The sequence below is a fragment of the Rhodoferax sp. ZS1R8 genome, from assembly GCF_056521325.1.
Map to the genome: position 1 here is coordinate 667,990 of NZ_JBWMBA010000001.1, position 14,758 is coordinate 682,747.

Annotated in this window: 14 protein-coding genes; 9 read left to right on the forward strand and 5 right to left on the reverse strand. The window is 62.6% G+C overall.

Annotation, left to right across the window (positions count from 1 at the left end; all coding sequences use genetic code 11):
- The first annotated feature begins 71 nt into the window (after positions 1–71).
- From AC097P_RS03145 to AC097P_RS03160, 4 genes are all read left to right on the forward strand, one after another.
- Positions 72–3,749, forward strand: a complete 3,678-nt coding sequence (locus tag AC097P_RS03145) for an ATP-binding cassette domain-containing protein (RefSeq protein WP_479608898.1) — start codon at positions 72–74, stop codon at positions 3,747–3,749.
- A gap of 69 nt (positions 3,750–3,818) precedes the next feature.
- Positions 3,819–4,442 carry a DUF4136 domain-containing protein gene (locus tag AC097P_RS03150; RefSeq protein ID WP_479608899.1) on the forward strand — a complete coding sequence of 208 codons (624 nt, stop codon included), beginning with the start codon at positions 3,819–3,821 and terminating at the stop codon, positions 4,440–4,442.
- A gap of 76 nt (positions 4,443–4,518) precedes the next feature.
- Positions 4,519–4,878, forward strand: coding sequence for a nuclear transport factor 2 family protein (locus AC097P_RS03155; RefSeq protein WP_479608900.1), 360 nt, complete (start codon positions 4,519–4,521; stop codon positions 4,876–4,878).
- Positions 4,879–4,909: 31 nt separating this feature from the next.
- The gene (locus AC097P_RS03160) at positions 4,910–5,779 is read left to right on the forward strand and encodes an AraC family transcriptional regulator (protein WP_479608901.1); all 870 of its coding nucleotides are present in this window, start codon (positions 4,910–4,912) and stop codon (positions 5,777–5,779) included.
- 237 nt (positions 5,780–6,016) lie between these two features.
- On the opposite strand, the gene AC097P_RS03165 is transcribed toward AC097P_RS03160, so the two are convergent.
- The 3 genes from AC097P_RS03165 to AC097P_RS03175 all read right to left on the reverse strand — a co-directional run bounded on the left by AC097P_RS03165 (position 6,017) and on the right by AC097P_RS03175 (position 7,579).
- Positions 6,017–6,739, reverse strand: a complete 723-nt coding sequence (locus tag AC097P_RS03165) for a CPBP family intramembrane glutamic endopeptidase (RefSeq protein ID WP_479608902.1) — start codon at positions 6,737–6,739, stop codon at positions 6,017–6,019.
- 104 nt (positions 6,740–6,843) lie between these two features.
- The gene (locus AC097P_RS03170) at positions 6,844–7,056 is read right to left on the reverse strand and encodes a hypothetical protein (protein ID WP_479608903.1); all 213 of its coding nucleotides are present in this window, start codon (positions 7,054–7,056) and stop codon (positions 6,844–6,846) included.
- Positions 7,057–7,105: 49 nt separating this feature from the next.
- Entirely contained in the window at positions 7,106–7,579 is a 474-nt protein-coding gene (locus tag AC097P_RS03175) for an Lrp/AsnC family transcriptional regulator (RefSeq protein ID WP_479608904.1), read from the reverse strand.
- A 102-nt stretch (positions 7,580–7,681) separates the two neighbouring features.
- On the opposite strand from AC097P_RS03175, the gene AC097P_RS03180 reads away from it, so the two are divergent.
- Genes AC097P_RS03180 through AC097P_RS03190 form a run of 3 tightly spaced genes read left to right on the forward strand, consistent with a single transcriptional unit; the run spans position 7,682 to position 10,322 of the window.
- Positions 7,682–8,674, forward strand: a complete 993-nt coding sequence (locus AC097P_RS03180) for a threonine ammonia-lyase (RefSeq protein WP_479608905.1) — start codon at positions 7,682–7,684, stop codon at positions 8,672–8,674.
- Between the two features lie 21 nt (positions 8,675–8,695).
- Positions 8,696–9,073, forward strand: a complete 378-nt coding sequence (locus AC097P_RS03185; protein WP_479608906.1) for a VOC family protein — start codon at positions 8,696–8,698, stop codon at positions 9,071–9,073.
- A 40-nt stretch (positions 9,074–9,113) separates the two neighbouring features.
- Positions 9,114–10,322 carry a YbfB/YjiJ family MFS transporter gene (locus AC097P_RS03190; RefSeq protein ID WP_479608907.1) on the forward strand — a complete coding sequence of 403 codons (1,209 nt, stop codon included), beginning with the start codon at positions 9,114–9,116 and terminating at the stop codon, positions 10,320–10,322.
- 94 nt (positions 10,323–10,416) lie between these two features.
- On the opposite strand, the gene AC097P_RS03195 is transcribed toward AC097P_RS03190, so the two are convergent.
- Positions 10,417–11,061: a tRNA-uridine aminocarboxypropyltransferase gene (locus AC097P_RS03195; protein WP_479608908.1), complete on the reverse strand. Its 645-nt coding sequence runs from the start codon at positions 11,059–11,061 to the stop codon at positions 10,417–10,419.
- Positions 11,062–11,088: 27 nt separating this feature from the next.
- Positions 11,089–13,617: a DUF6600 domain-containing protein gene (locus AC097P_RS03200; RefSeq protein WP_479608909.1), complete on the reverse strand. Its 2,529-nt coding sequence runs from the start codon at positions 13,615–13,617 to the stop codon at positions 11,089–11,091.
- A gap of 257 nt (positions 13,618–13,874) precedes the next feature.
- Between AC097P_RS03200 and AC097P_RS03205 the strand changes: the two genes are divergently transcribed.
- Both AC097P_RS03205 and AC097P_RS03210 read left to right on the forward strand, forming a co-directional pair.
- The gene (locus AC097P_RS03205) at positions 13,875–14,159 is read left to right on the forward strand and encodes a DUF2277 domain-containing protein (RefSeq protein WP_479608910.1); all 285 of its coding nucleotides are present in this window, start codon (positions 13,875–13,877) and stop codon (positions 14,157–14,159) included.
- 39 nt (positions 14,160–14,198) lie between these two features.
- Complete coding sequence (locus AC097P_RS03210; protein ID WP_479608911.1) at positions 14,199–14,717, forward strand: hypothetical protein; 519 nt, start codon at positions 14,199–14,201, stop codon at positions 14,715–14,717.
- The last annotated feature ends 41 nt before the right edge of the window (positions 14,718–14,758 follow it).

The window sequence follows — 14,758 nt, forward strand, 5'->3', positions numbered from 1 at the left end:
AGAACAGTCTATGTTGCAGAACTTACGGGTGACAGTCTGTGTTCCCAGACACAGATGCGATACTCAGTCAGATGTTTTTGCGCCATCCGTTTGCAGCATTGCGGTCCCTGATTGACGACTACCAGCGGCACCTGACACCCCAACTCCAGGGCATGGCGCGCGGCCAGCCCGCTCCCGGTGTGCACAACATCGACCCGGTGCTCGAGGCCCTGGAAAAGACGCACGGCCGCGCGCTGTTGAAGCTCGATACAGCACACGGCTCCTGGCCCTTCGTGCGCAGCATCCTGCGCTCCACCCGTCCGCATCTGTGGTGGACGATGCTGTACATGGTCATCACCACCATGGCCGCGGCTGCACCGCCGCTGCTGATCGAGCAGATCATGACGCGCTTCAATGCCATCAAGGCCGCGCCGTGGTTGCCTGCGCACGTGGCGCTGCTGCTGGCGTTTCCGCTGGTCATCTATGTCACCAATGTCAGCTTTATCCGCTACCTGAAGGCTTTTTCACAGGCCCACCTGTTGCAACGCAGCGCGCTGATGCAGGCCTTTGCCAAGAAGTGGTTCCGGCTGGACCCGCGTGTGCGCCACGAAATGCCACAGGGCAATACCCAAAACCTGATGCATGTCGACGTGCCGGCCGTCAGCCACTGCGTGGAGCGCATCGTGGATGCCGGCATGGTGATGGTCCATATCGGCCTAGCCGCTGTCCTGCTGTGGCGATACCTGGGCGTGACCGCACTCGCTGGCTTGGGCCTCATGGCACTGAGCGTGCCAGTGCTGAAATACATCGTGCGCGAAACGAGCCGGCGCCAGACTGATCTGTTGAAGGCACGCGACGACCGGCTGGATTTGTTGTCCCAGATTCTGTCGGCCATCAAGGTGATCAAGCTGTCCGGCTGGTCCGGCATCTTTTTGGGTCGTACACGGCGCGCACGCGGCGCCGAGGTCGACCGCCTTATCTCGGTGATGCTGCTGCAGACGCGTTCGTCACTGGTGTTTTCGTGCACCGGCCTGGTCGTGGCCACGGCCACCTACGGGCTCTATATCTGGCGCGGCGGCGAGTTGAACGCTGCGATGCTGCTACCCACACTGTTGATCTTCCAGGGCCTGGAATTTCCGTTCGTCGTGCTCAGCGATGTGGCCGGCACGCTGGCGCAGACGCAAGTGTCGGCCAAGCGATTGTTGGACTATTTCAACCTGAAGGACGCCGAGCCAGCCAGGCCTGCAGAGGCTGGACCGGTAAGCCTGCAATTGAAGGACCTGAGCTTCAGCGCCGTGCAAGACCAACCCATACTGCGCAACATTGCACTGGAGCTGCAGCCGAACCAGAGCGTAGCCATCGTAGGCCCTGTGGGCGCCGGAAAGACCGTGCTGCTGCGACTGCTGCTGTCTGAGTACCAGGCCAGCAGTGGTGCAGTGCAATGGAGTGGTAGCCCCCAGTTCGCATACTGTCCGCAAGAGACTTTTATTGCCAGCGGCACACTGCGCGACAACCTGACGTTGTATGGCGACGGCGAACACCTCAGCGATGCGAACATCCACCGCGCACTGCAACTGTCCAGCCTGTCGCAAGAGGTAAACCAGTGGCCTGGTGGACTGGACACCGAGATCGGTGAGCGCGGGCTTAACCTGTCGGGCGGACAAAAGCAGCGCGTGTCATTGGCCCGCGCAGTGCTGCATCCGGCGAATGTGATTGTGCTGGACGACCCGTTGTCCGCACTGGACGTGGGCACCGAGCGGCGCATCGCGGACGATCTGTTGTTCGGTGAATGGAAAGACCGCTTGCGCATTTGCGTGACCCACCGTCTGGCACACCTGGACCGGTTTGACCGCATCCTGTTTATCGACACCGATGGCCGCGGCGAGTTCGGCACGCTAGACCAATTGCGCGCGACCAACGCCCAGTTTTCCAACTTTATGCGCATAGAACTGGACGGACACGCCGACCATGCATCGGTACTGCAACAGCTGGGTGGCACGGCAGACACGGTATCTGAAAAGGAAGAAACACTGACGTCCACGGAGGGCCAGGCAGCAGGCAGGGTGCGCACCGCCGTGTGGAAAAATCTGCTGCTGACGCTGGGCGAGAGTGGCTGGCCGGGGCACGCCGTATGGGGCGCGGTGCTGGTGCTGGGCCTGATGTTTGTAGCCAGCGCGTTGCCGATGTCGCAGCAATACCTGATGTCGCGCATGGATGGCACGCACCCCCACATCAGCCCCGCACGATTCTTTGTCACCTTTGCCATGCTCACCCTGGTGATCCTCGCGGTCAGCTACGTGGCCCAGGCAACTTTTCGGCGCGCCTGTGCCCACACCGCACAAAAGGCGCATGACAACATGCTGACCGGCGTCATGCAATCACCGCTGCGTTTCTTCGAAACCACGCCTTCGGGCCGCATGATGAACCGCTTTTCGGCCGACATTCAGCAGCTCGACGTGGACCTTGCCAGCCGGGGCTTTCGATTTACGCAGGGCGGCACCACCGCCCTGGCCAGCGCGCTAGGGGTGGTGGGCGTAACTGCATTGGCGGCCCTTCCGTTCGCGCTTGCGACGTATGTGTCGGTGCGGGTCTCGCGCCTGTACGGTGTGGCGGTGCGCGAGAACTCACGCCTTGCGTCAGTGGTGCGCTCGCCGGTGTTTTCGTTGTTCAACGACGGCCTGCGCGGCCACTCTACGCTACGCGCCTTCGGCCGCGAAGCCAACCTGGTCGAACGTTTCGATACCGCTAACCGCTTGCGGTTGAACGCCGACCTGCGCAGCTGGAACCTTGCATTCTGGCTGGGCATGCGCCTGACCATCGTTTCCTGCGTGCTGATGTGCTGCCTGGTGTTCCCTCTGTTCTGGTCGGGACCCCGATCGTGGATGCCGAACCTGGGCGCGGGTACTGTGGGTCTGCTGCTGGCGCTGACTTTTGGCCTGCTGGAGCGCATAGACCGGCTGTGCCGCGACTTTTTTGCGCTGGCTACCGTGCTGGTCCCGTGGGAGCGCTGCCAGCAGTGGGCCGAGCTGCCGGCGGAAGAAGGCTTGCCACCCGCGGTTCCGGTACCTGCCGACTGGCCAACGGCAGGCCACATCGAGTTCCGCCAAGCATGCCTGCGCTACGCACCCGAGCTGCCACCTGTGGTGGAAGACGCCACGTTCACCGTCGCCGCCCGCAGCCACGTAGCCCTGCTGGGTCGCACCGGGGCCGGCAAATCGACGGTGCTGCTGGCGCTGCTGCGCACGCTCAGCGTCGAGCACGGCGACATCCTGATCGACGGCATCAACATCAACGACGTGCCCCATGCCCGGCTACGCCAGGCGATCGCCTACGTGCCGCAAGATCCGGTGCTATTCCTGGGTCCGCTGCGTGCATCCATTGACGTGACCGAGGAGTACAGCGATGACGACATCCAGGCCGCGCTGACGCAGATTGGGTTGGCCGACTTTGTCGCCAACCTGCCCCTGGGTCTGGCGACACCGCTGGAGGAAGGCGGGCGCAACATCAGCGCGGGCCAGCGCCAGCTGATCTGCCTGGCCCGCGCATTGCTATCCAAGTCGCGCGTTGTGCTGATGGACGAAGCCACTGCCAGCGTCGACGTGGAAACGGATGAGCTGATACGCGCAGCCATACAAAAACACCTGCGCAGCACCACCATTGTGTTGATCGCGCACAGGCCCAGCTCTCTGGCGCTGTGCGACCAGTGGATACATGTGGAGCATGGGCGTACCACCGTGGTGGACCGCACAGTCACGGCGCCGCAGACTTGATAACTTGCTTAAAAGTGCAACATAGCTTTACGCCCACAAAGATGCACTGAGAGGAGACAGCACATGCGTATGAAAAGCATTTTTTCCAAACCCGTTCTAGCAGTCGTGCTCGTGTCGGCCGCACTGCTGCTGTGTGGCTGCGCCACGGTCGCTACCAGTGTGGAAACCGAAGTGCATAGCTTTGCCACTGCGGCCCAGCCGGTGCAGCCCGGGCCGTTCCGTTTTGATCGCTCCCCATCGCAAGAACAGAGCCCGGACCAGGCACAGCGGCTGGAAGCCATGGCTCAGGCAGCGTTGCAGAGCCGCGGCTTCACACGCAACGATGCAGCCGCGCGCTACAGCGTGCAGATCAGCGCCGGCACGTCCAACATCGTGCTGGTCTACCCGGACCCGTTCTTCGGCCGGCCGTTTGGTTACCCGTTTGGCCGTCCCCGCATGTGGCTTAACCGGCCGTTCTATGCATCGCCCTGGTTGGACCGTGAGAGCTACACCACCCAGGTACGCGTCGAAATCCGGGAGCTGGCCACCGGCAAGCTGGTCTACGAGAGCACGGCCACCAATGAAGAGGCCTGGTACAACCCCGCCAGGGTACTGCCCGCACTGTTTACCGCGGCACTGGTGGACTTCCCTTCGCCACCCCAGGGTGTGCGCAAGGTCATCGTGCAGCCGCAGCCCACCGCGGGTACTCCTTGAATCAAAAGCACAAAATGTCAAAGGGACGATTCTTCGCACACAACAATCCGGTTTTCTAAACCACTTTGGAGTTGCGATGAACCCCCACAATTTAAACCAGACCTGGGAAACCTACACGGCATCCTGGAAAGCCGCCACCACTGCAGAGAAGCAGGCCCTGTTTGCGCAGAGCCTGGATCCACAGTGTGTCTACAACGATCCCAACACGGCAGCCCGTGGCTGGCAGGAGCTGACGGCCTACATGGACGCATTCCACCAGCAGGTACCCGGCGGCCACTTCCAGACCAAGACCTTCAGCACACACCACCAGCAAAGCCTGGCCACGTGGAACATGCTCGATGGCAAGGGCCAGGTGATTGGCGAAGGCACCAGCTATGGCCAGTACAACGGTGATGGCAAACTGGTCGCCATGACCGGTTTCTTTGCTGCGGCCTGAGAGGCCGCCTGTTCCTTTCCGCTCCTCTTACATGCAGTACCTCAAACGTGTCCGGCAGGGCATTGACTACGTAGAAGCCCACCTGGACGCGGACATCGCGTTGTCGGACGTGGCCAAGGCGGCCGGCATGAGCCAATGGCACTTCCAGCGCGTGTTCCGCGCCCTGACCAACGAGACGCTGAAGACCTACATACGCGCCCGCCGGTTCGCCAAGGCCTTGGACCAGTTGCTCGATACCAAACTGCCGATCCTGCACATCGCACTGGCCGCAGGGTTTGAGACGCAGGAGAGTTTTACCCGAGCCTTTAAGTCCTGTTTCAGCCTCACACCCGGCCAGTACCGCGCCTTTGGCAGCCGCTCTCTGCTGGTGAAGAAGGTGGAGGTGGACTCCGACTACCTGCGCCACATCCACCGCAATGTGTCACTGGTGCCCGAGGTGTACGAACAGCGCACCATGCAACTGGTCGCCATGCGCACGCTGTTCTACGGTATTGATTCGGAGAAAAACAACCTGGCAAAAAAACTGCCGCCGCTGTGGGCCAGCTTCTTGCCCCGCTTAGGCGAGGTACCACATGCCGTGCCCGGCGTGTGCTACGGCGTGGTCAGCCCGGTGCGTGACGCTTCGGACCAGCTGCAGTACTTTGCAGCGATCGAGGTGCGCCAGAAGGCGGAGCTGCCCGAAGGTATGCACGCCATTGAAGTGCCAAGCGCCCGCTATGCCAAGTTTGGCCACCAGGGTGCAGTCAAGGGCATAGACAACACGGTGAACTACATCTACTCCAGCTGGCTGCTGTCGTCGGGTGCATCGCATAGCGGGGGTATGGATCTAGAGGTGTATGACGCGCGCTATCACCCGACGTCTGACACATCGCTGATGCACTACGCGATTCCGATAGGCTAGTACCCCTGCGCTTTATCGCTGAGCTGGTCGCTGCTGCCCGAGGATCGGTTAAACCGCACATAACCTCTTCACGTCTAAGGGCAGGAAAAGACACATAGCGGCTGTACGGACGTTGTCGTCGTCAGCCGGGTACGCAGCGCAGACGGATTTGGCCAGATGATGTCAGTTTTGGCTGAACTCAGGGTTCATTTGGCTTGGCGGTCAATTTCACCTTTCCGAAATCCGCAACCAGTTGTTCTAAATCCAACCCGATGCCAAGAGAAAAATGGCCCCGCCGTGGGCCAACGTGGAGCCGATGACGCCGCCGCGCAGGAATACCAGTCCGGCCACGACGCCTTCGAGTAACGTGAATGCCAAAATCGGTGTCCCCACTTGGGTCACCGTCACGGCCAGAAACCCGTGGCACAAACAAAAGAATAACCCCGACGCCAACGCCGCTTTGACGCCAGGCAGATGATGTTCCAAATGCGCCTGCAGCAATCCGCGAAAAAGAAACTCTTCATAGAGGTTGCCGGCCAAGGCGAATAGCAGCATCACGGGAATCATGTTGTCGGCCGGTGCGGGCGGAGCCGGCAGGTGAACCATGGCCTTCAACGTCAACACTACCAGCGAAATCGCCACCACACCGCCTGCGCCGTACAGCAGGGAAGACCAAAGCCTTGGTCCGAGCCAACGGATGGTGTCCATGCTGCGCCGCTCCATCAGGTAAGTGAGCAACACCATCGACAGGGATCCACTCGCCACGCCCACCAGGACCAACGGCGAGGCGTTGAAGCGCAGTGTACTAGCGCTCAACTGCCAAAAACCGAGGGGCGTCATCGCGTCCCGCGCCAGGACGAAAAACAGGATGTACACCAGAATGCGCACACCTTTGAGCTCCCGCGGCAACAGGGCCAACAAAGCCATGGCCACGATAAACGCGGGTGTGATGGACATGAAGTAGGCGATGAGTTGGTCCATCACGCGGGTTCTATTGGGCTTTCGATAAGCGATTGTCGAGGCGATCGCGGGGCGATTTTGCATGAATCGAAATGGAGTTCAGTAGACCGCACTTTCGACCCTCTTCAGATTTTCACAGACACTGGCATGCCCAGATTGGTCATCATGTTCAGCGCAAACGCATAGAGCCAAGCCTCGGTCTTTTGTTGCGGCAACGCACGCGCGTCATGGCTTAGGAGCACCGCGAAAGTCTCCAATGTACCTTCTTGAGTCACATTCGGCCAAAAATCCAATGACTGCAATCGCCCCTTTGCGGATAGGTCGAACTTGGCGATCACCCCACCCATTCTCACGTACGCCGACTGCCGCGCTCAAACACAGCAACACTCAGAACGCCAGCGGCCCCGTGCGCTTGGCCGCATCCAGCACGACATGCGTCGTGAAGCTGCGCACATTCGCATCGTGCAGCAGGCAGGCCTTGCAAAACGCGTCGTACGCAGCTAAGTCCGCCACGATGACGAGCAGTATGTAATCGGCCGCACCGGTCACCCCATAACACTGCTGCACCTCACCACGGGCCGTCACCTTGTCGCGGAAAGCGCGGGTGGCGTGGGCCGATTCATCGACCAGGTCTACGTGCACGATGGCGGTCACGCCCAGGCCCAGCGGTTGGCAGTCCAGCACCGCGATTTCGGCCTGGATAACGCCCGCCTCGCGCATGCGCTTGAGGCGGCGCTGCACGGCCGCGGCGGACAGGCCCACCTGGGCGCCGATCTGCTCCCCGGCCAAACGGGTGTTCGTCTGGTACAGGGCCAGTATCTGGCGGTCGAAGGTGTCTAGGCTTGCTACGTCTGAGGGCATTGAATTTTTTGCTGCGTGGGCGGCATGCACTATGCGGCCAAGCCGCACAGACTGCATCGAAAAAGCGGCCGGGCGCCGCGCCACCGCGCGGACACTCTTGCCATGCCTGCCATTATCAATATTCCTTCTCCCCACCTTTCCTCGCATCGTTTGTCGCTGCACAACATCGCGCACGCTGCTGCGGTGGTGGACCCGGTTTTCCTGAACAGCCCGCAGTTTGACTGCGAGCCCTTATCTCAGGCGCTGGGCGTGCCATCGCTGGCGCTGAAGGTGGAGTCGCTGAATCCGCTGCGCTCTTTCAAGGGCCGGGGTGCCGACTTCTTCATACACCAGAACGCCGAGCAGCTGGCCGGCCGCACGCTGGTCTGCGCCACGGCCGGCAACTGGGGCCAGGCCATGGCGTACGTGTGCCGCGCCCGGCGGTGGCCGCTGGTGGTGTACAGCGCCACCACGGCCAATGCCTACAAGGTGGAGCGCATGCGCGCGCTGGGCGCCGAAGTGCGCCTGTACAGCGACGACTTTGACCGCGCCAAGGAAGAAGCCAAGCGCTTCTGTGCCAGCAGCGATGGATATTTTGTAGAGGACGGCCGCGAGGCCAGCATTGCCGAGGGCCAGGGCACGATTGCGCGCGAGATGCTGGCGCGGCGCGCCTTTGACACGCTGCTGGTACCGCTGGGCAATGGAGCACTTCTGACCGGCATGGGCCGCTGGACGAAGGCCCACGCCCCCGACGTGCGGGTCATCGGCATCTGTGCCCAGAGTGCGGATGCGATGGCTGCATCGTGGCACAAGGGCCGCACCGTGAACCGCGGTATCGCCAACACCATTGCCGACGGTATCGCCGTGCGCATGCCGGTGCCCGAGGCGCTGGCCGACATGAAGGGCACCGTGGACGACGTGCTGCTGGTCAGCGAACAGGCCATTGAGCGCGCGATGCGCCTGGTCTTCCAGCACGCGGGACTGGTCGTCGAGCCCGCCGGCGTGGTCGGCGTGGCTGCGGTGCTGGAGCACCCCGAGCTGCGCACGCAGCGCCTGGCAACCGTTTTATGCGGCAGCAACTTGACTGCAGAGCAAGTTGCACGCTGGTTGATGTAAACCCTGAAGGAGAAGAAACAAATGATTGACCATGTATCCCTGGGCACCCGCCACTATGCGCAAGCCGTTGCCTTCTACCAGCAGGCGCTGAAACTGCTGGGCATTGAACTGCTGCGCGACACCGGCAACGAAGCAGCGTTTGGCACGGCATCGCAGTGGTCGCTCTTCCTGTACCCGGTGGAAGACGGCGAACCGGTCACCGCCAAGGGCGCGCACATTGCGCTGGGAGCGGCCTCGCGTGATGTGGTGGCCGCCACCCACGCCGCCGCGCTGGCAAATGGCGGGCCGGACATCTTCACACCACGCACACGCCCGGACATCAGCGCCACCTATTTCGGGGCCATGTTCCACGACCTGGACGGCCACCGCATCGAGGTGCTGACCAACAACGCACCCTGAGTTGGCACGCAGGTATTGCGGCACCTGCACAATCGGACGGATGCAAGTTCAAAAACCGATTGCCATTGCGCTGGCCGGCATGCTGTGCCTGGCGGTGGCCATGGGCATTGGCCGCTTCGCGTTCACGCCCCTGTTGCCGATGATGCTGCACGACGGCGTGGTCGACCTGCCGGGCGCCAGCTGGCTGGCTACGGCCAACTACATTGGCTACTGGCTGGGTGCCATGGCCTGCGCGCTGCAGCCCTGGGCATGGGCGCGTTGGCCGGCGCTCAAACCCATCGTCCACACCACGGCCATGCGCCTGGGGTTGGCGGCCACGGTGCTGCTGACTGCCGGCATTGCGCTGCACTGGCCGGCGCTGTGGGCGCTGTGGCGGTTTCTGGCAGGCGTGGCCAGTGCCGTGGTGTTTATCTACACCTCGGGCTGGTGCCTTGCGCGGCTGTCTGCGCTGGGTGCACCCCGGCTGGCCGGTGTCATCTATGTCGGCCCTGGCTTGGGCATTGCCGTCAGCGGCTTGGCCGCGTCTGCCATGGTGGCAGGTGGACTGACCGCCGCGCAGGGTTGGATGGCCTCCGCAGTGTTGGCCCTGTTGCTGACCGCGTGGGTATGGAAGCAGCTGCAAGGCACAGTGGCTCCCGCCGCACCCGCCCCCGCCACCGCAGGTGCGGGCGGAAGTGCCATGGCCATGCTGGCGCTGGCCTATGGCATGGCCGGTTTTGGCTACATCGTCACCGCGACGTTTTTGCCGGTGATTGCGCGCCAGACGCTGCCAGGGTCGGTGTGGCTGGACCTGTTCTGGCCGGTGTTCGGCGTGGGCGTGGGGCTCGGGGCTCTGGTGACCATCCGCCTGCCCGTGCATTGGGACCGGCGCCATTTGTTGATGGGCAGCTACATGGTGCAGGCGGTTGGCGTCATGCTGGGCGTGTGGTGGCCCAGCCTGGCGGGTTTTGCGCTGGGCAGCCTGTTCGTAGGCCTGCCACTCACCGCCATCACGCTGTTTGCGGTGCAAGAGGTGCGCCGTCTGCGCCCCGCGGGCGCGTCAGGCTTTATCGGTTTGCTGACAGCGGTCTATGGCCTGGGCCAGATCGCGGGCCCGCCCTGGGTGGCGCTGGTACTGGCCCACAGCAAGAACCCTGGCCAGGGTTTTGTGTTGTCGCTGCAGACGGCCGCTGCCAGCCTGCTGGTGGGCGTTGCTTTGTACGGCTGGCTGGCCCATCGCCATCCGCTGGCAGCCCACAAAACGCTATGAATTCAGTAGCGGCTTACGCTCTCTGCACGAGGGCTACCGCCTGATTTGGCATGTAACACCTCCGGGACACGCCGCAACCTTGACCATGGACCAGTCACAGACGCCGGACGGGCTCAAGGTCAGCGTGGACCTCTCCCGCGCGACCCTGTAGTGGGGCCAAGGCCTGCTGCTGCGCGACAAAACCACGGAAGGCATTGCGCAAAGGCAGGTACTTGTCGACGTCGCCCTCCAACTGGGCCAGGGCTGCGCACGTGGCCTCCAGTGTTGAAAGTTGGCCCGGTTTGTGGGCCTTGCGGATCACGTAGTGCGATGCGGGTGTGTCATTCAGCGACAAGCGTGCCAAGCCTTGCAGCCACGGGCTGCAGTGCAGCATCTTGCGGCTTTTGCGCCAGGTCGCGTCCAACACCACCAAGCGAATTTGCGCGGTGTCCCGCAGTTGTGTGGGGTCTGCAAGGGGTGCATGGTCGTGGGCGGACTGGGGATACAGCAGCACGGTGTATTTGGCGGCCTGTGGTACTGCCTGCAACGGGTCCGCATCAAAAGCCTCACCCGTCAGCATCTGACTGCCAGGCAGACTCAAATGCAGCAACCGGGCGGTGTTCTTCGCGTGGTCCACCTCCTGCGGGTGCTGCAGGATCAGCACCTCGGGTTTGTGCGCAACGGGTGTGATCCATTGGCAGATGCAGGCGCTTCGTGGCCTGTGGCATGTGGCGCAAATCAGGCGTCGTGGTAACTGCATAGGCATGCAGTTTGCATCGGTTTTGCGCTAGTACTGCTTGGCACCATCCTCCGACCTGCCTTTCTTTTCCGCGGATTTGGCGCCCTGCTCATGTTCGCGTCTGGGTTCAGGCCGCGCTTGGGCAGGAGCGGGCGCGGGTACAGCGGCGGGACGGGGTGGCTCTACTCTGGCCATGTGTGCACGGGCGGCTTCTTGTTCCCTTACAGCCCTGGCTCTGTCCATTTGTGCTCTTTCCGCGACGGCGCGAGCAGCTTCTTCTTTAGCCGCCCTGTCCCGCAGGGCCTCGTCTCGCGCTGCCCTTGCGTTTTCGGCTTGGGCCCGGGCGGCCGCCGCCCTTGCTGCGTCATTGCTGGCTTCTTGCCGTCTTGCAGCCTCTTGATGAGCCTGCTCCTGTCGAGCTGCTTCACGCTTGGCCGCCTCTTGCCTCGCCATATCTTGTCGGGCTGCTTCCTGTTTGGCTGCCTCTTGTCGGGCGACCTCCTGCCGGGCTGTATCCTGCCGGGCTGCCTCTTGCCGAGCGGCGCCGGCCCTCTGGAGATCATCCCGCGCGGCTCTGGACCTTTCCCCATCCACCCTCGCGGCGTTGGCCCGCGCTGCGTCGCTTCTGGCGGCTTCGACTCGGGCTGCCTCAGTTCTTGCAGCTTCGTCAGCCGCAGCCTTGACCCTGTCTGCCTGCGCTTTCCCCTCGGCATTGCGTGCTGCGTCGGCTTTGGCCTTCTCGGCTTGGGCGAACGCCGTAGCTGCCCGGGCTGCCTCTGCCTGATGGGCTGCTGCATCCGCTCTCACGTCGGGGGCCTTTGCCGGGTTGGTGGGCGACGCAACGATTTGAGGGGCCGGCGGGCGGGCTTGGGTCACAGTGGCGGTAGCTGCAGTAGCTGCAGGCGTGGGTATAGGCGCAAGCTTGGCAGCCTCAGGCTTATGCTCATCTTCATTTCTGAGTTGGTGGGGCGCCACCTGAGGCGGCACGGCGGAAGCAATCGGCGGCTTGGAGTTACCGATTACCTTCACTTGCGATGCAGGCTCGGCGATAGCAACGGGCCTATGTGGCGCGCGCCGCTGCTGGTCGTCCACAGGTACTCCGGGTTTGGCAGCGAGCTGCAGCTGCTGCGCGGCAAACGCAAGCGGCGGTGCCGGTGGAGCGGTGCGCGCGATGACCGGGTGCTCATGGACGGGTGGCTTGGCACTGGCGTTCGGAGCGCCGCCGTGCACGCTTTGTACAAGTGGTGCGACCGCGGCCACTGGGGCAACCGTTGCATGCAAAGTGGCGCCTTTGGCCAGCGGCACGCCGGCCTGCGCCACAGACTGCGATTGCGCAAACGCATGCACCGGCATGGCAACTACAGCCCCATTCACGTCACGGTTAACGTACCGGATGCCCGTAAAGTTCGTGACATTGTTCACGTTCGTGACATTAGTAACGTTGGTGACGTTAGTAACGTGCGTGTTGTAGACGTTGGTGATGGTGGCAGGTGCAATCACGGCATTACTGCGGTTGATGTGGTCGAAATAGCCGTGGCTCACGCGGTACGAGGGCTGGTAGACCTCGCGCGGTGCCAACGGGAACCAGCCCACCGAGCCACCTTGAAACCGGTTGCCACCGAGAAACACAACCAGCGCGGGTGCATAGACCGCGCGCTCGCGCACAGGGCCGGGCACCCAGGCCCAGGCACCACCGATATGCGCCCAGCGCCCATAGTGCGACACCGCGTAACCCCATGGCGCTGCGTCCACCCAGGTCCACCCCCACGGGTTGACCCAAACCCAATGGCCGTCGTGGTAGGGAGCCCACCCGACGCGGACACGGCTAGGCAACCAGACATTGCCATACGTGGGATCGGCACGCCAGGTGCCGTTGGCGTCGAGGTCTTCGTACCCCACGAGTTCAGAGGATACGTAGCGCACGGATACCGATGCATCGATACGGCGCTCGCGCTCGCGTGCCCAACGGTCCATGTCGTCATCCACCCGCGCCACGACGCTTTCGTAGTCGGACAGGCCCGTGCCATAGAAGCGGTAGCCCTGCCCCGCGCGTACAACATACGACGCGCCATCGCCGTACACCTGGGCCTCTCCACTGCCTTGCACACTGACTTCGGTGACATCACCGTTGGGGCTGACGTCTAAACGGTAGTCGCCCGCCCGGTGCAGCGTCAACGCAAGATTGGGCGTATCCACCTCCAGAACCTGGTTGGCGTCGATGCGGCGCACATGCAGCTTCAGAGTGCCTTGCGTCAATTGCACCTGGGTGATGTTGTCGTCCACATTGAGCAAAGTCACATTGGTGTTCTCGCCCAGGCGAATGGCAGAGCCGCCGATTTGCAGCTCGGCGCGCGATCTGGCGTCTACCCACAAGCGGTCACCTGTGGTCAGCGGCCGGTTAACCACAGACTGCACCCAATCGGGCTGGCCCGAGGGCGAAAAACTGACCTGGCCCTGGGTATAGCCCAGCCGTGCGACCCGCAGCGGGGGATCGGCATGCGCCCACCCACTGGCGAATACCGATACCAATGCAATGGCTACTGCGAACCATGGTTTTCTGAACTGGGGATTGGGCATAGCGATTCCTTCCATATGCGATGGGCTGTTGCGCCGTTTAACTGCAACGTGTGAGTCCGGTATCGCGATAGACACACGACAGCCGCATTTACCGAATGTTGCAAACCAGTACGCAACCGTCGCGTATCGCATACGGTGCAGTGTCAGTGCGTAGTTATCTTCGGCCGCCCGGTTGGCCGCATCCGTTCGGTGCCGAACACTTGGAACTGTTGGGCGCGCATAGTAGGATGGCCACAGCGCGCCAACCGGGAGCCCGCATGTGCCGCAACATCAAGACGCTGTTCAACTTTGAGCCTCCGGCCACCGAGCTGGAAATCCGCGATGCATCGCTGCAGTTTGTGCGCAAGCTCAGCGGTTTCAGCGTGCCCTCCAAGGCCAACGAGGCAGCGTTTGAGCAGGCTATCGAAGACGTGGCGGCGGCGGCACGCGTGCTGATCGCATCCATGGTGACCCAAGCCGAGCCGCGCAACCGCGATGTGGAGGCGGCCAAAGCGCGCGCTGCATCGCTGCTGCGGTTTGGTGCGCCCGCAAAACCTGTGTAAAGTGCCACCCACCACAACGCACACCAAAGAGACTCAGCCATGCACCCAGACTTCATGAAACACAAAGCCAGCCTGTGGGACGGCGCGTTCGGCACCTCGCGCCACATCACCGATGTGCACTGGGAGGGCGACATCACGCAGCAGGAGCTGGCTGAAGTGGCGGAACAGATTTCAACCGACTGGCAAACTGTCGACATCGAACTGGACCCGGCCCACCCGCAGCATGGCCAGAGCTTTCGCCTTTCAAAGGTTGCACCCTCGCCCAGCGCTGACGACGAAGCCTTTGCATTGAGCGTGCTCGAAGCCGAAGACGAACTGGAAGGCCACTACGTGTGGGTGCACTGCTGCCGCCATGTGGATGACCCGGACGGGGAGCTGGAAGACGCAACCGGCCGCACCTACCGCCAGCTTTTCAACACCATCATGTTCTGCCTGGAGTTTACATCCTTCGACGAAATCGCCGCGGAATGCGACGTGCACTTTGGCAAGGATGGCTGGAATGAGTATGAGCTGTACCTGGACGACGAACTACCGCAGCCCGTTGCAACGTATGACTAGGCCTGCACGCTCCGCCGCTGTGCGGGTCGCAGCCCCCCGAG